This window comes from Klebsiella sp. 141198 (assembly GCF_050600785.1).
Taxonomy (GTDB): Bacteria; Pseudomonadota; Gammaproteobacteria; order Enterobacterales; family Enterobacteriaceae; genus Klebsiella; species Klebsiella aerogenes.
This window is the reverse complement of record NZ_JAQIRM010000001.1, coordinates 982,729-1,002,471: the sequence shown is the minus strand read 5'-3', so window position 1 is coordinate 1,002,471 and position 19,743 is coordinate 982,729. Positions and strand designations below refer to the sequence as shown.

Here is a 19,743-nt window from a genome sequence, read left to right as displayed (position 1 = left end):
CCGGGAATGGAACAAAACGTCAACGATTTACTGCATTGTAAACTGCAGACATGGACCTTTCCGCCGACTATCGAAGCCAGTTGGTTAGGCGATGGCATTCTGCAACTGCTGCCAAAAACGCCCTGGCGACAGGCGACGGTGCTTTCTGCCGGGGTGCACGGTAACGAAACCGCGCCGATTGAAATGTTGCTGCAGATCCTGCAGGGATTAAGCCTGGGCGAGCAGCCGCTGACCCACGCGCTACTGGTGGTGTTCGGCAATTTGCCCGCCATTCGCGCCGGCCGTCGCTATCTGCATAACGATCTCAACCGGCTGTTTGGCGGCCGCCATCTGGCGGCGATGCCCGGGAACGAGTCGCGTCGCGCTTTTGAACTGGAGATGGCCGTACAGGCCTTCTTCCGTAGCGCCGATGTCCACGGCAAGGTGTCGCGCACGCATCTCGATCTGCATACCGCTATTCGCGGGTCGAAATATCGGCAGTTTGCGCTGCTGCCCGCTCATGATGGCGACTACAGCGCAGATTTTTATCAGCTGTTGCAGGCCAGCGGTATGGATGCCATCGTGCGTCATACCGAACCGGGCGGCACCTTTACCCACTTCACCAGCGAGAAGTTCGGCGCGCAAAGCGCCACGCTGGAACTGGGGAAGGTGATGCCATTCGGTGAAAATGATCTGCGCTTGTTTGCCGCCACCGAACTGGCTATCGGCGCGCTGATCGCCGACGGCATCATGCCGCCGCGTAGCAAAGCGCCGGTCGAATACTTTGTGGTGCAGCAGAGCATCATCAAGGGCGAGAACGGTTTTACCCTGAATCTCGACCCGAAAATCGAAAACTTTACCGCGCTGCCGGCAGGCTATGAAATCGCCCGTCAGGCACAGAAAACCTGGGTGGTCAATGCCGACGCCCCCTACATCCTGTTTCCGAATGCGGGCGTCGCCGCCGGTCAACGCGCCGGGCTGCTGCTGACCGCTACCGCGCCAAGCCTTTCCATGCCTGCTTGAAGGAATCAACATGACTGAACATCAACGTGAGGGGCAGGTTCATCCTGCCGCCGACGGGGAGTGCCCGTCGCAGCTCAAACGCGGCCTTGGCGCCCGGCACATTCAGATGATTGCGCTGGGCGGCGCTATTGGTACTGGACTGTTTATGGGGGCGGGCAGAAACATCGCCGTCGCCGGAACATCCATTCTGCTTATCTATCTACTGGTAGGTTTCTTTACCTATATGGTGATGCGGGCGATGGGGGAGCTGTTGCTGACCCGCCTGGATTACCGTTCGTTTGCGGATTTCGTCGGCGACTATCTTGGCCCGCAGGCCAGTTTCTATCTGGGTTGGACCTACTGGCTTAGCTGGGTGGTGACCTGTATCGCCGACGTGGTGGTTTGCGGTAGCTATATGCAGTACTGGTTCCCGGAGATGTCGGCGTGGATGCCCGCGCTGAGTACGCTTGGGATCCTGTTCTTGTTTAATCTGTTGTCGGTAAAGATGTTCGGCGAGGCCGAATTCTGGTTTGCGCTGATTAAGGTCATCACCATTATCGCGCTGATTTTGACCGGCGCGTGGATGATTGCTATTGGCTGGACTTCGCCGGATGGCGTGAAGGCTTCGTTAGGTCATATTACCGACCCGACGGCCTTTATGCCCCACGGCGTGACCGGTTTCTTCGCCGGTTTCCAGATAGCGATTTTCTCCTTCACCGGTATTGAGCTGCTCGGCACCATGACGGCGGAAACGCGCGATCCTGAGCGCATCTTGCCGAAGGCGATTAACGCGCTGCCGCTGCGCATCATTATTTTCTATCTGCTGTCGATGGTGGTCATTATTGCCGTGGCTTCATGGCCTGGCGTCTCGCCGGATGCCAGTCCGTTCGTGACCCTGTTCGCCAAGGCCGGGCTACCTGCCGCCGCCGCGGTAATTAACTTTGTCGCCTTGACGTCGGCCATGTCGTCGGCGAACAGCGGCGTTTACTCCAGTACCCGCATGCTGTACGGTCTGTCGGTGGAAAAACATGCGCACTGGCAGTTCCGTATACTCTCACGTAATACCCGCATTCCGGTACGTAGCCTGCTGTTCTCCTGCTTCTGCATGCTGAGCGGTACGTTACTGCTGTTCCTGGTGCCAAACGTGATGACGTTGTTCACCATCGTTTCAACGCTGGCGGCGATCATGGTGGTTTTCAGCTGGGGTATGATTCTTGTAGCGTACCTGGTGTATCGTCATAAACGTCCGGACCTGCACGCGCGGTCGAAATTTAAAATGCCGGCGGGAGTGGCGATGTGCTGGCTGAGCCTGCTGTTTTTCGCCTTCTCGATCTTCATTATGATTTTCGACCCGGATACGCTGCTGGCGCTGATAGCTTCGCCGGTGTGGTTTATTGCGCTATGGTGCTTCTGGAAAGTGAAACAGAAGCGCGAAGGGCAACTGGCATTGGATAACGCCAGCGCCTGATGATACCCGGCAGCTGAAGCGTGGCTGCCGGATTTTCCTTTTCGCCGTAGCGCGGTTTATGATGTCGCCCGACACTTCATTGTTGGATCAGGACAGAAGAAGGAAAGGGTATGACAGAGCATTTCCCGGCGCTTTCACACGACACGTTAGCGGCGGCCAATCTCATCGGCGACTGGTTGGCGCAGGATGATTTGCCGCAGAATGCGCAGCCGCAGATTGCGGTGTTGGCCGGTAACGCGGTGATCCCGACCATTGACGCCGCCTGTCGGCTCGCGGCTCAGAGGCAGATTCCACTATTGATAAGCGGCGGTATTGGTCATTCGACGACCTTTCTTTACGACGCCGTACAAAAGCATCCGCACTATCAGGCGTTGCGGGTAGAGGGGCGTCCGGAATCGCATATCCTGGCGGATATCGCCGAACGTTTCTGGCAAATACCGCGCGATCGCATCGTGGTGGAAGACCGTTCAACCAACTGCGGCGAAAACGCGTGGTTTACCCGCCGGTTACTGGAAGAGCGTGGGCTGGATCATTCCTCTGGCGTGGTGATTCAGGACCCGACCATGCAGCGTCGGACGATGGCGACGTTTGCCCGCGTCTGGCAGGAGGCACCGGCGCAGCCGCAGTGGTGGAGCTATCCCGGTTGTTCGCCGCGGCTTGAAAACAGCGCTGCTGGCCTGAGATTCAACGGAGACGATAGTGGATTGTGGCCAGTGGGGCGTTATCTGGCGCTGCTGCTTGGCGAGCTGCCGCGTCTGCTGGATAACGCGCAGGGTTATGGCCCCAACGGTAAAGGGTTTATTACCCACGTCGATTTCCCACGCGATGTTAGCGCGGCGTGGCAATGCTTGCGTGAAGATACGCTATTGAGCGAGGCGCTGAACGCCAGAACGCTGGGGTAGGGAGCAAGGCGGATAGCCGCAGCTATCCGCTGGTTCTGAGTTTACTTCGCGAATTTATCCAGTACGCGGACAAGCTGGGTAACAAAGCCGTACTCGTTATCGTACCAGGCCACGGTTTTCACAAGCTGTACGCCGCCGGCCTCCATGATCTCCAGTTGAGTCGCATCATAGATTGAGCCGAAATGGCTGCCGATAATGTCGGAGGAGACAATTTCTTCTTCGGTGTAGCCGAAAGATTCATTGTTCGCCGCCGCATTTTTCATGGCCTGATTAACCTCTTCAGCGGTGACTTTCTTCGCCAATACGGAAACCAGTTCCGTCACTGAGCCGGTTTTAGTCGGCACGCGCTGGGCGTGACCTTTCAGTTTCCCGCTGAGTTCCGGGATCACCAGACCGATGGCTTTTGCCGCCCCGGTGGTGTGCGGAATAATGTTTTCCGCCGCCGCTCGCGAGGCGCGCAGGTCTTTGCCGCGCGGCCCGTCGACCAGAGATTGCGTCCCGGTATAAGCGTGAATAGTGGTCATGGTGCCCACGGTAATGCCGAAGGCATCGTTCAGCACTTTAGCCATTGGCGCCAGGCAGTTGGTGGTGCAGGATGCAACCGAGATGATGGTGTCATCCGGGCTCATGGTGTCGTCGTTGACGTGATAAACAATGGTTTTCATCTCGCCGGCAGGGGCGGATATCAATACCTTTTTCGCGCCGGCGGTCAGATGCGCCTGCGATTTTTCCGCCGAGGTATAGAAGCCGGTGCATTCAACAATCACCTCTGCGCCTGCGGCTTTCCACGGAATATGCTGGGCCTCTTTCTCTGCGTAAACGGTGATTTTTTTACCATTAACGATCAGCGCATCTTCTGTAAAATCAACGCTCCATGGGAAAGGACCGTAGTTAGAGTCATGTTTAAGCAGGTAGGCTAAGACTTTCGGTGAGGTGAGATCGTTGATGGCCACGACCTCCAGCGGGCTATTCACTTCTAACAGACGACGAAGTACTAAGCGTCCAATACGACCAAATCCATTAATCCCAAGTTTACTCATGGATACTCTCCTGGTGGTGAAGTTGATACGTTAAAACTTCTTCAGGCAGAGCGGGAAGAGTAAATCCTACCTTTCAGTGGCTTAGCAGTTCACCTGAGGTGTTTCTATTGCTAAGTTACCTGCCTGAAGCGTCTTCAGTAACTGTCACGTGGAGCCAGATGGTGCGAAGGAAGTATAACGCCGGGTCGGAGGTGGTTCCAATGTTCTTACCGCGACAGTACAACAAAAAGAGTGCCTACCATTGTTCGCTATTTCATGCGGCGTTGAGTGGTAAATATGATCTACATCACAATAACAGAAATTAGAAAAAGGGCAGAAGGATATAGCCACATCGAGGCTGTATTGATAACTATAGCGGTGGTTCAGCACAATATTGATAATGAGAATGAATATCATTCATTGACATCTGGTCATATTAATGTAACCTTGCATTAGGAATAATACAGGGATGAATAGAAAATGGATTGCGGCCTGAGGAATAATTATCAACCCATAGCTTAAAAATTTAAAAATCATGCCGAAATTCCATCCTGCTGGCATGAAATGCGGGAAGGAAAATCTGCAGGGTAAATCATAATGCAGGTGTTTAAAGATATTATCCTTGCCGGGAGCATTCTCTTTTCTATCTTATATTCTGTTTTCTCGTTGTGCGATGTTTTGTTGATGATGCAGATATTTTATCGGCACCCAGAGCACTGCTGCCTGTGTTTGCCGTTGGATGTATATATTTTCTGAGCAATGCTTATTTTTGGCTATTGAATTACATAAGGAATATGAAAGATGAAAGAGCTGACAAATAAACAGTTGGGTATGGTCTCCGGTGCAGGGGGGGATATTGGGCGGGAAATTGCTCAGGGAATCGGCGCTGGAGCTGGCACATTTGTAGGCGGAACTCCTGGTGCCATAACCGGTGGGATCGCAGGGGGACAGGTTTATGACTGGGCTGCAACAAAAACACCGGACCCAGCGATGTCCCCATCTGGTTTGGGCGGAACGCTCAAACAAAAACCAGCTAACCTTCCATCCGAAGCGTGGAATGCAGCAGCAGGCAGAGAATGCTACTGGAGTCCGAATAACCTCAATGATATTTGTTACTGACAGATGCTGATTGGCGTACGGGTATAAACCAGTCTAAAAGCCAATAAGGATAGCTGTTAGCGTATGGAAGAGCATGTTATCAGCTCTTCCATCTCTTAACCTTTAAAACTAGCCATAATTAAAGTTTGTCAGTCGAGTGGGAGTCGTCCACGCCTTTTGGCGCCGATGGAATAAAAAATGAACGTTGACGGATATAACCGCGAGTACAATATTGCAAGAAACAAAGCCGTAACCGGCTGTTTTGCCATATTTGCGCTATTTTTTGGCATCACATGTTTGCCGCTTTTTTTCGAGGGCAGCAAAGACCTTATGATAACGGGATATCTCTATCCACTACTTTTCGGACTGGAGTTTCTGGCAATTGCCCCCCTTTATTATCTCTATTTCTACAAACGCGAGGGCATGGGGAGAGGGAATTTTCGTTTCGGCATTTTTATTATACTTTTCCTGTGTATTCTGTTGATCCAATTTCTGTTGCCTTTTGTCACTGCAGGCTATCAGACTGAAAACTGGTCAGCTTCACAGATGCGACTGGATGGGCATGTATTCTGGCTAAATGCCATTGTGATGATTCTATTGGTTCCTGTTTATGAAGAGATGGTCTTCCGCGGCTGTCTTTTCAGTGTGTTTAAATACTGGCTCGGGAATAACAATTATGCGGCGGCTGTCGCTGTGTCTGTTGTATTTTCAGCCTGTCATTTACAGTACATAGACTGGCGATCGTTCCTGATATTATTTCTGGTTTCGCTGATGCTGGTTATCGGGAGAATAAAAACCGGCGGAATACTGATGCCAATTATTCTTCATGCGCTGATGAACGCGGTCGTAATTGGTATTCAGTATGTGTCATTCCTCCAGTATTCCGGAGAGGCTTAGCCATAGCGGGAATGAAATATGTTTCGTAAGGAAGCGCTCGAAAACAGGGATAAAACATGGTGTGGCAAAGCAGTATTACTACCGGGACTCTCCTCTCGGCTGGTTATAATTACCAGCGCGCTTTTTTTCGTCTGCTTCATTGTTTTAATTAGCACCGGCACTTATACACGACGTATTAGCGTGCAAGGTGAAGTTACCACCTGGCCGAGACCGGTTAATGTCTATTCCGGTTTCCAGGGATTTGTCGCGACACAGTTCGTCCGGGAAGGGGACCCTGTAAAAAAGGGTGATCCTGTTTATCAAATTGATGTCAGTAAAAGTACACGTAGAGGCGTGGTCAATGAGACTCAACGACAGGATATCGAAAACCAATTGAAGCGCATCGCCGAGATTATCACTCGCCTTAGAGAGAGTAAGGAAACCACTTTGCGGATGCTTGAGCAACAGAAAATACAGTATAGCGCCTCTTTTGAACGCTCGGCAGGCATTGTCAGGCGCGCTGAGGAGGGAATAAAATTAATGAAAAATAACATGGATAATTACCGACGGTACCAGCAGCAGGGGTTGATTAATAAAGACCAGTTAACCAGTCTGGTGGCCTTGTACTACCAGCAGCATAATAGTTTGCTCAGCCTGAGCGCGCAGCATGAACAAAATGCTCTACAGTTAACCAATCTGGAAAGTCAAATTCAGACGCAGGCGGCGGAATTTGACAATCGGGTTTATCAGATGGAACTGCAGCGTTATGAGCTACAGAAAGAGCGGATTAATACCGATGCGGGAGGCGATATTATCATTCGTGCCTCATCAGACGGCAAAATTGATTCATTAAGCGTCACCCCAGGTCAGATGGTCAGCGAAGGCGACAGTCTGCTGCAGATAATTCCAGAAAAAATACAACGCTATTATTTGGTTCTTTGGGTACCCAATGAAGCCGTTCCATATATTTCAGTCGGTGATAGGGTGAATATACGCTACGAAGCCTTTCCGGCTGAAAAATTTGGTCAGTTCTCGGCAAAAGTCACACTCATTTCCCGGACGCCAGCCTCCCACCGCGAAATGCAGACCTATACGACCGCCCCGATTAACTCTGCGGCAGGTGCGGCTGCTTACTACAAAGTTGTGATTAGTCCAGAAAAGCAGGCTGTCAGCTACGCCGGCAAGCGTCTGCCTCTGGAAAATGGCATGAAGGCACAGAGCACGTTATTTCTGGAAAAACGTAAAATCTATCAGTGGATGCTCTCGCCATTCTACGATATGAAGCGCAGTGTTACGGGGCCGATTCATGAACCGTAACCACTTCATATCATCCATCGAGGAGAAATTGGATCTGAAATTTCGGCGGCGAGTCCCGGTCGTTCATCAGACAGAAACGTCAGAATGTGGACTGGCCTGTCTGGCGATGATATGCGGACATTATGGTCGTAATATCGACCTGATCGCCCTACGTCGCCAAATAAATCTGTCTGCCCGTGGAGCCTCGCTTGCCAGTGTTCAGCAAACCGGGATTGAGTTAGGGATGGAAAGCCGGGCATTGTCACTGGATCTCCATGAACTTAATGCTCTCAGAATGCCCTGTATCCTGCACTGGAATTTTAATCATTTCGTGGTGCTCGTCAGCGTACGTAAGAATCGCTTCGTGCTTCATGATCCAGCCAGGGGGCGAAGAACTGTCGGGACCGATGAAATGTCACAGTGCTTCACCGGAGTGGCGCTGGAGGTCTGGCCCGGCAGTACATTTGTGCAGGAAACGATAAAAAGCCGAATCGGAATACGGGCGTTAATCAGCAGCGTGCAGGGTATCCGGGGCGTACTGAGCAAAATTTTCTGTCTGTCGCTGATTATTGAAGCTATCGGCCTGGTGATGCCTGTCGGTACCCAATTGGTAATGGATCATGCTATTCCTGCGAATGACCGGGGACTGCTCATGCTTATCTGTGGAGTCCTGATGTTTTTTATTTTGGGGCGTACTTTGGTTAGCGTGATCCGCGCATGGTCATCCCTTGCGATGGAGTCATTGATAAATGTGCAATGGCAGTCGGGGCTATTCCGTCATCTGCTTCAGTTGCCGTTGACCTATTTTGAGCGACGAAAGATGGGCGATATTCACTCCCGCTTCAGCTCGTTGGATGCGCTTCGCGCCACGTTTACAACCAGTGTGGTGGGGGCAATGATGGACAGCATCATGGTTGCCGGTCTCTTGTTGATGCTTATCCTGTACGGTGGAAAATTGACGGTTTTTGTACTGGGCTTTACAGCGGTATATGTCTTCATTCGTATATTGACCTATAGCCGGTACCGCCAGCTGTCGGAAGAAGCGTTAATCGCCGGAGCCCGTGCTGGTTCATATTTTATGGAAACACTCTACGGAATAGCTACGGTTAAAATGCAGGGAATGGCAGAACGGCGTGGGAGCCACTGGCTGAACCTGAAGATTGATGCCATCAATACCGGTATCAGACTCAGCCGTCTTGATATGTTCTTCGGCGGCATTAACACGCTTGTGGCGACGTGCGATCAGGTGACTATTCTGTGGCTGGGCATCAGTCTGGTTATGGAGAACCAAATGACCATCGGCATGTTTGTGGCATTTGGCGCATTCCGCGCACAGTTTTCTGACCGGGTAGGATCGCTGGTCAACTTCTTATTACAGCTGCGTATGATGAGCCTGCATAACGAAAGGATTTCGGATATCGCGTTGAATGAAAAGGAAGAAAGAAAACCAGATTCAGGATTAAAGGCAACCATGTCTCCGGCCAGCCTGGAGATTAAAGCGCTAAGCTTCCGTTACGACAGCCAGTCAGCACCCGTCTTTAGCGGCCTCAGTTTCAAGATTCGAGCAGGCGAGAGTGTGGCCATTACCGGGCCCTCTGGTTCGGGGAAAACCACGCTGCTTAAAGTACTGTGCGGCTTGTCTGAACCGATATCAGGGGCTGTCTTAATGAATGGTACGGATATCAGGCAACTGGGTATAAATAACTATCATCGCTTGATCGCCTGCGTGATGCAGGATGACCGGCTGTTTTCTGGCTCTATTCGGGAGAATATCTGCGGATTCACTGAAAATGTTGATGATGCCTGGATGAGAGAATGTGCCCGGACAAGCAGCATTCATGACGTGATATTGGCTCTGCCAATGGGGTATGAGACTTTAATCGGAGAACTGGGGGAGGGGCTATCTGGGGGACAGAGACAGAGGATTTTTATTGCCCGGGCGCTTTACCGCCGTCCGGATATATTATTCATGGATGAAGCCACCAGCGCACTGGACGCAGAGTGTGAAAAAGACGTCAGTCTGGCAATGAAAAAGTTGAATATAACCCGAATAATTATTGCTCACCGTGAAACGACCCTGCAAACCGCGGACAGAATCATCACCCTCGGCGAATCCGATTAACAGCCAATATCCTACTCTATTGCGGGCATTTGGTTCGCTATGTGGTTGAATAATGAACACAAGGCGGGATGGCTGGAGTGACGGGGCCTGTAGCGAGTTATCCACAAACTATGCGATCTGATACCGACTCGTTTTGTGGATAACCTCAAATCTTTCGGGATACTTAATTCACTCTGCGTTATAAGTTTGCGCTATACATCACGATAATCAATGTCTTCACTCGGTACCCTTAATATAAGAATACTTAAACAAGGGGAATAGCATACCAATGAAAAAGAGCATTGCACTGACTATGGTGGCGCTGGCTTGTCTGGCGGCCAACGTCCAGGCAGCTGAGAAACTTGCTGGTAATGAAATACTTGCGGTACAAAAAGGCGGGGTGCCGGATAAAGTCTATACCCAGCATCAGCCGAAACTACGCATAGCAACCTATAATATTGGCAAGAATGAAGCTTCTGATAATGTGGCCGATTTTACGGCACTTAATTCAGCGATTAAAAAAATTAACGCCGATATTATCGCCGTTCCGGAAGTCGATAACAAAACCCAGCGCAGCCAGAAAATCGATCAGCTTAAGACGATTGCCGATGCCAACAATATGCATTATGCCTTTGGTAAAGCGCTTGATTTTGACGGCGGAGAGTACGGGCTGGGGCTGCTGTCAAAATACAAAATCCTGCATTCTCAGGTGGTTAAGCTGCCGTCAGGCAATGCGGAACAGCGCGTGGCGCTACTGGCGCAGGTTGATGTACCGGGTTTTGATTCCGCGCCGATTATTATGGTGACCCATCTCGACTGGCAAAAAGATCCCACCATGCGTACAGAGCAGGCTCGTTATCTTCTCGATTTGAGTATTGGCGATGCGGCGTCTGATTTTAAAGATATCGCTTCTTCAATTAAGATCCTGGCCGGCGATTTCAATTCAACCCGTGAAGAACAGCCGGTGAAAGAGATCGGTTATTTCTTTAACGAAGTGTCGAAGCAGGGGACCGATACGCGTAGCTGGCCTGCCGTTAACCCGGCTATTGATATCGACCATATTTTCACCTTCAAAGGGCAAAAGTGGGATGTGAAGAAGCTGGAGATTCCGCATAACTCGCCGGAATTTAACTGGTCAGCGGCCAGTGACCATCTGCCGGTCATTGCTGAACTGCAACTCACCGAGCAGTAACATCGCCCAGGGCTCTTTGCAAAAGAGCCCTGATGCTATTCAATTCGCGCTAACGCTGTTTTTTAAGCCTCGGTAAAGGTTAATGAAAATTTAAGGGAAGGCGGTTATGTTAACAACATCACACTTCCATTAAGGTTTGTTCATGCGCGATAAATATTCTGGCCTGCAGATAGGAATTCACTGGCTGGTCTTTTTACTGGTTGTCGTCGCCTACGCGGCGATGGAACTGCGCGGTTTTTTCCCGCGCAGCGACCGTCCGGTGATAAACATGATCCATGTCTCCTGCGGCATTTCCATTTTTGTCCTGATGATTGCACGACTGCTGGTGCGCCTGAAGTCTCCGGCGCCGCCGATTGTTCCTAAACCCTCGCCGATGATGACCGGTTTCGCCCATCTTGGCCATCTGGTGATATATCTGCTGTTTATCGCGCTACCGTCGATTGGCATGGCAATGATGTATTACCGCGGTAACCCGTGGTTTGCTTTCGGTCTGACGATGCCCTTTGCGGCGCAAAGCAACTTCGCTTTGGTCGACAGCCTTAAGGGGCTGCACGGCTTACTTGCCAATATCGGCTATTTCGTGATTGGCCTGCACGCGCTGGCGGCGCTGCTGCATCACTATTTATGGAAAGATAATACGCTGCTGCGCATGATGCCGCGCAAGCGTTGAGTACTACGCCTGACATGCCTGAACCCGCCAACCGGCGGGTTTTTTGTTTCCGTTAACTCGCCAATAAATGATTCGTGAAATGTTACTTATGCTGCAAATTTGTATCGAGTATGTAAATAAAAATGTCTAAACGAAACGAAAGGTTCTATAAGAATCTCAGTGCGGTGGATTGAATCCAGCCGGGAGGTCGTCGAAACGACACCCAGGCACGTTCAGCGGTATCCGCAGCGTCATTGGCTAAAACGCCTGCATTTTCAATACCGATGAGCAAAAGGAAACCCTGACATGACCGATAGTATACCGGCCACTTCCCCTCCTGTCGCCGATGCGGGGGGCGCTGAACGCTTGAGCCCGCGCGAACAGGTGGTTATCAATAAATTGTTCCGTCGCTTAATTCCTTTTCTGTTTCTGCTTTTTATCTTTTCATTTCTTGATCGTATCAATATCGGCTTTGCCGGGCTCACCATGAGCCAGGATTTGGGACTGAGTAGCACCATGTTCGGCCTCGCGACGACGTTGTTCTACGCGATGTATGTCATCTTCGGTATTCCCAGTAACATCATGCTGGGGATCGTTGGCGCCCGCCGCTGGATCGCCAGCATTATGGTGGTTTGGGGGATAGCATCGACCGCGACCATGTTCGCGACCGGGCCAAATAGCCTGTATCTGCTGCGCATGCTGGTGGGGATTGCCGAAGCCGGCTTTCTTCCGGGGCTTCTGCTCTACTTAACCTACTGGTTCCCGGCGTACTACCGAGCGCGTGCTAATGCGCTGTTTATGATTGCCATGCCGGTGACGATGGCGCTGGGGTCGCTGGTCTCCGGCTATATTCTCAGTATGGATGGCATGCTGGCGCTTAAAGGCTGGCAGTGGCTGTTCCTGCTGGAAGGATTTCCATCGGTGCTGTTGGGGGCGGTAGTCTGGTTCTATCTTGACGACAGTCCGCAAAAGGCCAAATGGCTCACCGATGAGGACAAACGTTGCCTTGGCGAGATGATGGAGAAGGACAAACTACGACTGGTGCAACCGAACGGTAGCGCCAGCCTGAGCGCGCTGCAGCAGGGGAAAGGCAGCCTCTGGCGCGACGTCTTCACCCCGGTGGTGTTGATGTATACGCTGGCCTATTTCTTTCTCTGTAATACTTTAAGCGCCCTCAGCGTCTGGACGCCGCTGATCCTTAAAAGCTTTAACCAGGGCAGCAGTAATATCGCCATCGGCTTGCTTAGCGCCGTACCACATATCTGTACCATTGTGGCGATGATCTGGTGGAGTAAACGTTCTGACCGCTTACAGGAACGTAAGCTGCACACGTTATTGCCCTACCTGTTTGCCGCCGCGGGCTGGATGCTGGCGGCGCACGGGTCAAATAGCGTGATGCAACTGTTGGGGGTAATTATGGCCTCGGCAGGGGCCTATGCGGCGATGGTGATTTTCTGGACCACGCCAGATCAGTCCATCAGCCCGCGCTCACGAGCGATCGGCATTGCGGTGATTAACGCGACGGGTAATATGGGATCGGCCATGAGTCCGCTATTATTCGGCTGGCTGAAGGATTTAACCGGCAGCTTTAACGCCGGATTTTACCTCGTTGCCGGGTTCCTGGTTTTGGGGGCGCTGGTGGTATCGCGCATCCCAATGAAGGCCAGCCGTCCGCGAGCGACGCCATAAAAAACAGGAGTAGCGATGAGAGTGAGACGCGCGGTACCCGATGAAGCCCCTGCGTTGTGGAATATCCGTAATCAGGCGATTCGCCATGGCTGTCGTCAAAGCTATGGCGCTGAATTGATTGACGCCTGGACGCCGGAACAGATGCCCGAGGGGTATCGTCACGCCGTTGCCGATAATCCGTTTTATATCGTGGAAAATACGCTGGGCCAACCTATCGCGACCGGCTATCTCGATATTGAGTCCTTAAGCGTGGAAGCGATCTTTACGCTGCCGGAGTGGGGCGGGCAGGGATGCGCGGATTTGATCATGGCGGCGGTTATCGCCGAAGCTCGCCGACGGGGGCTCGAAACCATTACGCTTGAGGCGACCCCCAATGCGGCGGGCTTTTATCTACGCCATGGCTTTGTTTCACAAGGCGAAAAGAGCCATTATTCGAAAATGGCCAACGCCGAGTTACGCTGTATAGCCATGAGCCTCACTCTCGATTAAGGTAAACCTGCGCCGCTATGCTATGGTTGTTAGCGGCGTTTCAATTTGCCACTTTAACTAAATAAATATAGTATACCCCCCTATATGATATGGAGGGCATCTCGTGCCACATTCACCAGAAGACAAGAAGCGTGCGCTTAGCCGCGTACGCCGTATTCGCGGGCAGGTTGAAGCGCTGGAACGCGCGCTGGAGTCCGGCGAACCCTGCATGACTATCCTCCAACAGATTGCCTCCATTCGCGGCGCCGCCAACGGTTTGATGGGCGAGCTGGTGGAGATGCATCTGCAGGATGAACTGGTTAGCGGCGATACCACCCCGGACCAACGCGCCGCCCGCATGGCGGAAGTCGGTCACCTGCTACGATCCTATTTAAAATAAAATCACGACGAGGAATGGACAGTATGAAATCACGTGCAGCAGTTGCCTTTGGCCCCGGTCAGCCGTTAAAAATCGTGGAGATTGACGTCGCGCCGCCAAAGAAAGGCGAAGTTCTGGTAAAAATCACCCACACCGGCGTTTGCCACACCGATGCTTTTACTCTCTCTGGCGACGATCCGGAAGGCGTGTTCCCGGCGGTGTTGGGCCATGAAGGCGGCGGTATCGTCGTTGAAGTCGGCGAGGGCGTGACCAGCCTGAAACCTGGCGATCACGTTATTCCGCTGTATACCGCCGAGTGCGGCGAATGCAAATTCTGCAAGTCTGGCAAAACTAACCTCTGCCAGGCGGTCCGCGCCACGCAGGGGAAAGGTCTGATGCCGGATGGCACCACGCGATTCTCCTATAACGGCGAGCCGATTTATCACTATATGGGCACCAGCACCTTCAGCGAATACACCGTTTGCGCCGAGATTTCTCTGGCAAAAGTTAACCCGCAGGCGCCGCTGGAAAAAGTGTGTCTGTTGGGCTGCGGCGTCACCACCGGTATCGGCGCGGTACATAATACCGCGAAGGTGAAAGAGGGAGACAGCGTCGCGGTGTTCGGGCTGGGCGGTATTGGCCTGGCGGTGATTCAGGGCGCGGTGCAGGCGAAAGCCGGACGCATTTTGGCGGTCGACACTAATCCGGATAAATTTACCCTCGCCAAAGAGATGGGCGCCACCGACTTTATCAACCCGAACGACTACGATAAACCGATTCAGGACGTGATTGTCGAGCTAACCGATGGCGGCGTTGATTTCAGTTTTGAATGTATCGGTAACGTCAACGTCATGCGCGCGGCGCTGGAGTGCTGCCATAAAGGTTGGGGTGAGAGCGTCATCATCGGTGTCGCGGGCGCCGGTCAGGAAATCAAGACCCGTCCGTTCCAGTTAGTTACCGGCCGGGTATGGCGCGGATCCGCCTTCGGCGGGGTGAAAGGGCGTAGCCAGCTACCGGGAATGGTTGAAGACGCGATGGCGGGTAAGATTCGCCTCGATCCGTTTATCACCCACCGGTTGCCGCTCGACCAGATCAACGAAGCCTTCGATCTGATGCATGAAGGTAAATCGATTCGTACGGTTATTCACTTCGGTGATAACTAAGTATTGCTGATAGCGAAACCCGGGCCATCTATCGCCCGGGTTGACTTCTGGTTGCGTTAATACTTGCGCCAGTGCTCATAGCCGGATTGCCAACGTCGCTGCTCCCGCCGCTCTCTCTCTCGCTGAATATCGGACTTTTGATCTTCCCAGATGGGACAATCCGGGCCGTTTGCCACTTCGCAGGGGACCGAGACATCGTTTAGCGGATTGACCTTTTTCTCTTCCCACAGCGTCGGGTCGCGTAAATCCACTTCTGGCGCTTTCAGCGCCTGGGCCGAGGTGGTTGCGGCTAATAAGAGTGCGCCGATCGGCAGGTGATAGAGGGCTCCTTTCATCTTTTATCCTTGTCATGTTGTTATTGATAACTGTTCGCAATAATAACATAACGTAATAAAACATTCTAAAATCAGAACCTGCCGAAGAAACTTATAGTGCTGACTCAGGGATCATATTGATCTTAAATTCTCCCGGCATAGTCGATATCGCTTCTACGGTTAAACCGTTTTTATCGGTTCTGCCCTTAAAGACTATACCGTCTGGCGTGGTGATTTGGTAAGGGAGATAGGGCAGCGGCATACCCGTATGCGGATTCTTCAACACAAAGTCGTGGCGATAAAGCTGTGGTGGTTCCTCGTTGGCGCATCCCGATAGTAACGCGGCCAAAAGCAGCGCGCTTGAGCCTTTCATCAAAACCATGATGGCTTCCTCCCTGTTTATCCAGCCTGAGAAATGAGCTTCCATAGTAACAAAAGCCTGAAGATCGGCGCCTAAATGGAATCTGAAACCGGGGAGATAAAGAAAGGCCCCTGAACGGGGCCCTGGTTTTATTTTTGATCGGGTAAAGCGTAAGCGATGATGTAATCGCCGCGATCGGGAGACTGACGCGCGCCGCCGGCGTTGATAATGATGTACTGCTTACCGGTTTTCGGTGAAACGTAGGTCATCGGGCCGGATTGGCTGCCCACCGGTAGGCGAGATTTCCAAATCTCTTTGCCGTTGGCGGTATCAAAGGCGCGCAGATAGAAATCCTGGGTGCCGGCGAAGAACAGCAGACCAGACTGGGTAGACAGCGAAGCTCCCAGCGTTGGCATGCCGATAGGGATCGGCATATGCATGCGGATACCCAACGGACCGGTATCTTCTACCGTACCCACCGGAACCTGCCAGACCAGCTTACCGCTTTTCAGATCAACCGCCGACATGGTGCCGAACGGCGGCTTCTGGCAGGGGATACCCAGCGGCGACAGGAAACGCTCACGCATTGCGCCATACGGCGTACCTTCCATCGGTACGATACCCATTTCGATACCGCTGGCATCTTTGGCCACTTTCGCTCGCGGCACCATGTAGTTAGCCAGTCCAAGGCGCATGTCATTGACGAACATCAGGCCGTTATTCGGATCGACCGACACGCTGCCCCAGTTCATTCCGCCAAGCGAGCCCGGATATTGCAGGGAGCGGTCTTCACCCGGCGGTGTAAAGACACCCTGATGGCGCATCTCTTTGAACTGAATACGGCACAGCAGCAGGTCAACCGGGGTGGCGCCCCACATATCCGATTCTTTCAACGTTTCGTTGCCGATCATCGGCATGCCGACAGAGTACGGTTGCGTCGGCGAGTAGCGTTCACCTTTAACGTTACCAGCCGGGACCGGACGTTCTTCCACTTTAGCGACCGGTTCGCCCGTCGCGCGGTTAAGCATAAAGATCATGCCCTGCTTGCTGGTTTGCACCAGTACCGGCGTCGTACCGCCTTTACCGTCCGGCAGATCGTACAGCAGCGGTTGCGAAGGCAGGTCGAAATCCCACAGATCGTGATGGGTGGTCTGGAAATGCCAGCGCACTTTACCGGTGGTCGCATCGACCGCAACGATTGATGAGCTGTATTTATCATCCAGCGCCGTACGTTCGCCGCCGAAGAAATCTGGCGTGGCGTTACCGGTTGGCAGATAAATAAGATTCAGTTTGGCATCGTAAGACATTGCGGACCAGACGTTCGGCGTCCCGCGCGTGTAGGTCTGTCCTTCCGGCGGTACGCCGGTCAGCTGCGGATTACCCGGATCCCAGGCCCAGGCCAGTTTACCGGTATGCACGTCAAAAGCGCGAACTACGCCCGGTGGTTCACCGGTGGAGTAGTTATCCGCGATGCGACCACCAACGACAACAAGGTTACCGGCCACCAGCGGGGTAGAGGTCTGCTGATAATAACCAGGTTTGATTTCCCCCATGCCGACGCTGAGATCGACGGTACCGTGTTCGCCAAATGCTTCACAGGCTTTACCAGTATCGGCATCGATTGCGATCAGACGCGCATCGGTAGTCGGCAGGAACAGGCGGCGGGCACAGGCGGCAGGCTGAGTCCCGGCAACGGCATTAGCCTGTGCCTGGCTATCTTCGTAGTAGCCTAAACCGCGGCAACGTTGCCAGTTCGGCGCCGTCGCTTTCGAGTCGTAGCGCCATTTTTCTTTGCCGTTATCGACATCCAGCGCCAGGACTTTGCTATATGGCGTACAAACATAGAGTGTATCGCCAATCTGCAGCGGCGTATTCTGGTCTTCCGCGCCGGAACCGTTACTCTGCGGAATATCGCCGGTATGGGCAATCCAGGCAACCTGTAGCCGGTTGATATTGTTTTTATTGATCTGATCCAACGCGGCAAAACGGTCGCCGTGAGTGGTATTACCCCAGTGCTCCCAGTTTTTTTGTTCTTCACCTGGCTGTACCGGTTTTACCGGCACGGGTTCGCTGGCGCTGACCAGCGGCTGGGATTTGAACATCCAGCCAAAGCTGACCAGCAGTACCACGGCCAGCACGCCCGCGAGGGTGAAGGCCGCGCCTTTTTTGGCCGGAGCGCTGGAAAGGAAAGGCCAAACAATGGCGCACAGAAAAGCCAGAACGCCAAGCGCAAACAGGCGTGAGAACAGCGGCCAGTAGGTCCAGCCTGCGTCGCTGATAGCCCAAACAATGGAAGCTGCGAAGGCGACGGCATAAAGAACGATACCGCCGCGACGATTGCGGAAAATAAGCAGGGAGGCGATAACCATCACCAGTCCCATAATGGCGAAATACCAGGTGCCGCCGACGCTTGCCAGTTTGGCGCCTAAAATGCCGATTGCCAGACCGATGATTAACATCAGTCCGGCGAGTAGCCACTGCAGGATCCGGGGGAATCCGCGCGGCACGTTGCCCGTAGCCATGTTGTCTCCTTATACCACCCCTTGCCAGGCGTGTACCAAATGAATCAAGTGCAAATGGAAATTGCTTTTGAGTGAAGCTCTGTAAAGCTTCATAAAGGTGATTTCAAAAGATGAATTCATTTCACATGAACCAAATGGTGAAATCATGGCTATGATAAATCTGTTAATGAAATGAGCGCAAATGTTAATGAATGATTTCGCACTAATTGATTAGCGTGATGTATATATTAAGTGGCAGAAGAATAAACGTAGCGGTGCCATTACCCCAATGTGTTGATTCGGGGTAACGGCCATTGAGGGTCAGGCAGGCATGGATTTGCGTATCGCGCTCAGTAGAGTTTGCGCCCCCTGCGACAAGCTGGCGTCCACCCGGGTAAGAATACCGATCGGCTCGCCGGCGCCTTCGGTGGCGATAGGTAATGAGGTTAACAAACCGCGACGCAGGTCGTCTTTCACCGCGCCGGAAGGGACGAACCAGACATAGTCGTAATCGACGGTGAGCTGGCGCGAAAGCGAGGCCGACAGCGTTTCAATACAGCCGGGGGGAATTTTACAGCCCTGGCTTTGCAGTAGCGTTTCCGCATTCTGCCGCGGAATGGTCCCTTTTGGTGAGACCACTACCGGCCATTCCATCACCCGGCTGAGCGTTACCGTCTCCTGCAGTAGCGGGTGGCCGGGGCGGACGACCAGTTTTAGCGATTCAAGAAACAGCAGTTCATAGTTGAGGCCGCTCATGAGCTCCGGATCGGACATGCGCCCAATACCAATATCGACATCGCCGGATTTCAGCCCCGCCAGCAGCATGGTGTTATTCATGGTGGCGACCTGTAAGGTGATGTCTTTTTGCTGTTTATGAAATTGACCAATCACCGTAGGCAAAATACCGAGCGCTGCGGTTGGCAGGGCGCCAATTCGTACCACATCGCTATTCATGCCCTCTTTACGATTGAGAGCCTGGCCCGCGGTATTGAGGGCATCCAGCACCTTGACCGCATGGGTAAGAAACTGTTCGCCAACCAGCGTCAACTGCGCGCCAAGCCGCCCGCGCTCAAAGAGACGGGTACCGGTCAACTGCTCCAGCTCGTTGAGCGTTTTTGATAGCGCAGGTTGGCTAAGATTCAGGGTTTCTGCCGCCCGCCCCAGGGTTCCCTGTTGTGCGACGGCGACGAAAGTATGTAAATGGCGCAAGCGAATGCGCTGACTGAAGAGACCATTTTTTTCCATAATCGATGTTAAAAACAGAGCTGTCTCGGTAGCAAGCGAAG

The 19,743-nt window shown here is 52.7% G+C and carries 18 protein-coding genes; 13 read left to right on the top strand and 5 right to left on the bottom strand.

The window, feature by feature from the left end:
• Positions 1–6: 6 nt before the first annotated feature.
• The 3 genes from astE (at position 7) to PGR10_RS04830 (ending at position 3,351) form a co-directional block, all read left to right on the top strand.
• Positions 7–1,002, top strand: coding sequence for a succinylglutamate desuccinylase (astE, locus tag PGR10_RS04840; RefSeq protein ID WP_213316187.1), 996 nt, complete (start codon positions 7–9; stop codon positions 1,000–1,002).
• Between the two features lie 10 nt (positions 1,003–1,012).
• The gene (locus PGR10_RS04835) at positions 1,013–2,449 is read left to right on the top strand and encodes an amino acid permease (RefSeq protein WP_213316186.1); all 1,437 of its coding nucleotides are present in this window, start codon (positions 1,013–1,015) and stop codon (positions 2,447–2,449) included.
• Positions 2,450–2,559: 110 nt separating this feature from the next.
• Positions 2,560–3,351, top strand: coding sequence for a YdcF family protein (locus tag PGR10_RS04830; protein WP_271032642.1), 792 nt, complete (start codon positions 2,560–2,562; stop codon positions 3,349–3,351).
• 41 nt (positions 3,352–3,392) lie between these two features.
• On the opposite strand, the gene gap is transcribed toward PGR10_RS04830, so the two are convergent.
• A complete protein-coding gene (gap, locus tag PGR10_RS04825) occupies positions 3,393–4,391 on the bottom strand; it encodes a type I glyceraldehyde-3-phosphate dehydrogenase (protein WP_015366361.1) in 999 nt (332 codons plus the stop codon).
• Between the two features lie 780 nt (positions 4,392–5,171).
• On the opposite strand from gap, the gene PGR10_RS04820 reads away from it, so the two are divergent.
• The 10 genes from PGR10_RS04820 (at position 5,172) to PGR10_RS04775 (ending at position 15,281) form a co-directional block, all read left to right on the top strand.
• Positions 5,172–5,489 carry a colicin V family bacteriocin gene (locus PGR10_RS04820; protein WP_042894619.1) on the top strand — a complete coding sequence of 106 codons (318 nt, stop codon included), beginning with the start codon at positions 5,172–5,174 and terminating at the stop codon, positions 5,487–5,489.
• 177 nt (positions 5,490–5,666) lie between these two features.
• The gene (locus tag PGR10_RS04815) at positions 5,667–6,365 is read left to right on the top strand and encodes a CPBP family intramembrane glutamic endopeptidase (protein WP_271032641.1); all 699 of its coding nucleotides are present in this window, start codon (positions 5,667–5,669) and stop codon (positions 6,363–6,365) included.
• An 18-nt stretch (positions 6,366–6,383) separates the two neighbouring features.
• On the top strand, positions 6,384–7,661 hold the full coding sequence (locus PGR10_RS04810) for an HlyD family efflux transporter periplasmic adaptor subunit (protein ID WP_271032640.1): 1,278 nt from the start codon (positions 6,384–6,386) through the stop codon (positions 7,659–7,661).
• Entirely contained in the window at positions 7,651–9,762 is a 2,112-nt protein-coding gene (locus tag PGR10_RS04805; protein WP_271032639.1) for a peptidase domain-containing ABC transporter, read from the top strand. Before PGR10_RS04810 ends, PGR10_RS04805 begins: the two co-directional genes overlap by 11 nt.
• Before the next feature lie 268 nt (positions 9,763–10,030).
• Positions 10,031–10,933 (top strand): endonuclease/exonuclease/phosphatase family protein, encoded by a 903-nt coding sequence (locus PGR10_RS04800; RefSeq protein WP_032708195.1) that lies wholly within the window; start codon positions 10,031–10,033, stop codon positions 10,931–10,933.
• Between the two features lie 142 nt (positions 10,934–11,075).
• Positions 11,076–11,603 carry a cytochrome b561 gene (gene cybB, locus PGR10_RS04795; RefSeq protein WP_113373252.1) on the top strand — a complete coding sequence of 176 codons (528 nt, stop codon included), beginning with the start codon at positions 11,076–11,078 and terminating at the stop codon, positions 11,601–11,603.
• Positions 11,604–11,888: 285 nt separating this feature from the next.
• On the top strand, positions 11,889–13,271 hold the full coding sequence (gene hpaX / locus PGR10_RS04790) for a 4-hydroxyphenylacetate permease (RefSeq protein WP_430923046.1): 1,383 nt from the start codon (positions 11,889–11,891) through the stop codon (positions 13,269–13,271).
• Between the two features lie 15 nt (positions 13,272–13,286).
• Positions 13,287–13,760 carry a GNAT family N-acetyltransferase gene (locus tag PGR10_RS04785; RefSeq protein ID WP_271032636.1) on the top strand — a complete coding sequence of 158 codons (474 nt, stop codon included), beginning with the start codon at positions 13,287–13,289 and terminating at the stop codon, positions 13,758–13,760.
• A gap of 103 nt (positions 13,761–13,863) precedes the next feature.
• The gene (locus PGR10_RS04780; protein ID WP_015705585.1) at positions 13,864–14,139 is read left to right on the top strand and encodes a metal/formaldehyde-sensitive transcriptional repressor; all 276 of its coding nucleotides are present in this window, start codon (positions 13,864–13,866) and stop codon (positions 14,137–14,139) included.
• 23 nt (positions 14,140–14,162) lie between these two features.
• Positions 14,163–15,281 (top strand): S-(hydroxymethyl)glutathione dehydrogenase/class III alcohol dehydrogenase, encoded by a 1,119-nt coding sequence (locus PGR10_RS04775; protein WP_045393936.1) that lies wholly within the window; start codon positions 14,163–14,165, stop codon positions 15,279–15,281.
• Positions 15,282–15,337: 56 nt separating this feature from the next.
• Here PGR10_RS04775 and PGR10_RS04770 read toward each other — a convergent pair whose 3' ends face one another.
• The 4 genes from PGR10_RS04770 to PGR10_RS04755 all read right to left on the bottom strand — a co-directional run bounded on the left by PGR10_RS04770 (position 15,338) and on the right by PGR10_RS04755 (position 19,702).
• On the bottom strand, positions 15,338–15,616 hold the full coding sequence (locus PGR10_RS04770) for a hypothetical protein (RefSeq protein ID WP_213316179.1): 279 nt from the start codon (positions 15,614–15,616) through the stop codon (positions 15,338–15,340).
• Positions 15,617–15,707: 91 nt separating this feature from the next.
• Positions 15,708–16,022, bottom strand: coding sequence for a hypothetical protein (locus PGR10_RS04765; RefSeq protein ID WP_228302256.1), 315 nt, complete (start codon positions 16,020–16,022; stop codon positions 15,708–15,710).
• Between the two features lie 83 nt (positions 16,023–16,105).
• Positions 16,106–18,478, bottom strand: a complete 2,373-nt coding sequence (locus PGR10_RS04760) for a glucose/quinate/shikimate family membrane-bound PQQ-dependent dehydrogenase (RefSeq protein ID WP_375156788.1) — start codon at positions 18,476–18,478, stop codon at positions 16,106–16,108.
• 300 nt (positions 18,479–18,778) lie between these two features.
• Entirely contained in the window at positions 18,779–19,702 is a 924-nt protein-coding gene (locus PGR10_RS04755) for a LysR substrate-binding domain-containing protein (protein WP_045382604.1), read from the bottom strand.
• Between the last annotated feature and the right edge of the window lie 41 nt (positions 19,703–19,743).

Bases quoted from the DNA above. Each gene is read 5' to 3' on its own strand.
- PGR10_RS04770 (WP_213316179.1), bottom strand. From the start codon at position 15,616: ATGAAAGGAGCCCTCTATCACCTGCCGATCGGCGCACTCTTATTAGCC.
- PGR10_RS04805 (WP_271032639.1), top strand. From the start codon at position 7,651: ATGAACCGTAACCACTTCATATCATCCATCGAGGAGAAATTGGATCTG.
- PGR10_RS04760 (WP_375156788.1), bottom strand. From the start codon at position 18,478: ATGGCTACGGGCAACGTGCCGCGCGGATTCCCCCGGATCCTGCAGTGG.
- PGR10_RS04775 (WP_045393936.1), top strand. From the start codon at position 14,163: ATGAAATCACGTGCAGCAGTTGCCTTTGGCCCCGGTCAGCCGTTAAAA.
- PGR10_RS04765 (WP_228302256.1), bottom strand. From the start codon at position 16,022: ATGGAAGCTCATTTCTCAGGCTGGATAAACAGGGAGGAAGCCATCATG.
- gap (WP_015366361.1), bottom strand. From the start codon at position 4,391: ATGAGTAAACTTGGGATTAATGGATTTGGTCGTATTGGACGCTTAGTA.
- PGR10_RS04835 (WP_213316186.1), top strand. From the start codon at position 1,013: ATGACTGAACATCAACGTGAGGGGCAGGTTCATCCTGCCGCCGACGGG.
- PGR10_RS04755 (WP_045382604.1), bottom strand. From the start codon at position 19,702: ATGGAAAAAAATGGTCTCTTCAGTCAGCGCATTCGCTTGCGCCATTTA.
- PGR10_RS04800 (WP_032708195.1), top strand. From the start codon at position 10,031: ATGAAAAAGAGCATTGCACTGACTATGGTGGCGCTGGCTTGTCTGGCG.
- PGR10_RS04810 (WP_271032640.1), top strand. From the start codon at position 6,384: ATGTTTCGTAAGGAAGCGCTCGAAAACAGGGATAAAACATGGTGTGGC.
- PGR10_RS04820 (WP_042894619.1), top strand. From the start codon at position 5,172: ATGAAAGAGCTGACAAATAAACAGTTGGGTATGGTCTCCGGTGCAGGG.
- hpaX (WP_430923046.1), top strand. From the start codon at position 11,889: ATGACCGATAGTATACCGGCCACTTCCCCTCCTGTCGCCGATGCGGGG.
- PGR10_RS04830 (WP_271032642.1), top strand. From the start codon at position 2,560: ATGACAGAGCATTTCCCGGCGCTTTCACACGACACGTTAGCGGCGGCC.
- astE (WP_213316187.1), top strand. From the start codon at position 7: ATGGAACAAAACGTCAACGATTTACTGCATTGTAAACTGCAGACATGG.
- PGR10_RS04815 (WP_271032641.1), top strand. From the start codon at position 5,667: ATGAACGTTGACGGATATAACCGCGAGTACAATATTGCAAGAAACAAA.
- cybB (WP_113373252.1), top strand. From the start codon at position 11,076: ATGCGCGATAAATATTCTGGCCTGCAGATAGGAATTCACTGGCTGGTC.
- PGR10_RS04785 (WP_271032636.1), top strand. From the start codon at position 13,287: ATGAGAGTGAGACGCGCGGTACCCGATGAAGCCCCTGCGTTGTGGAAT.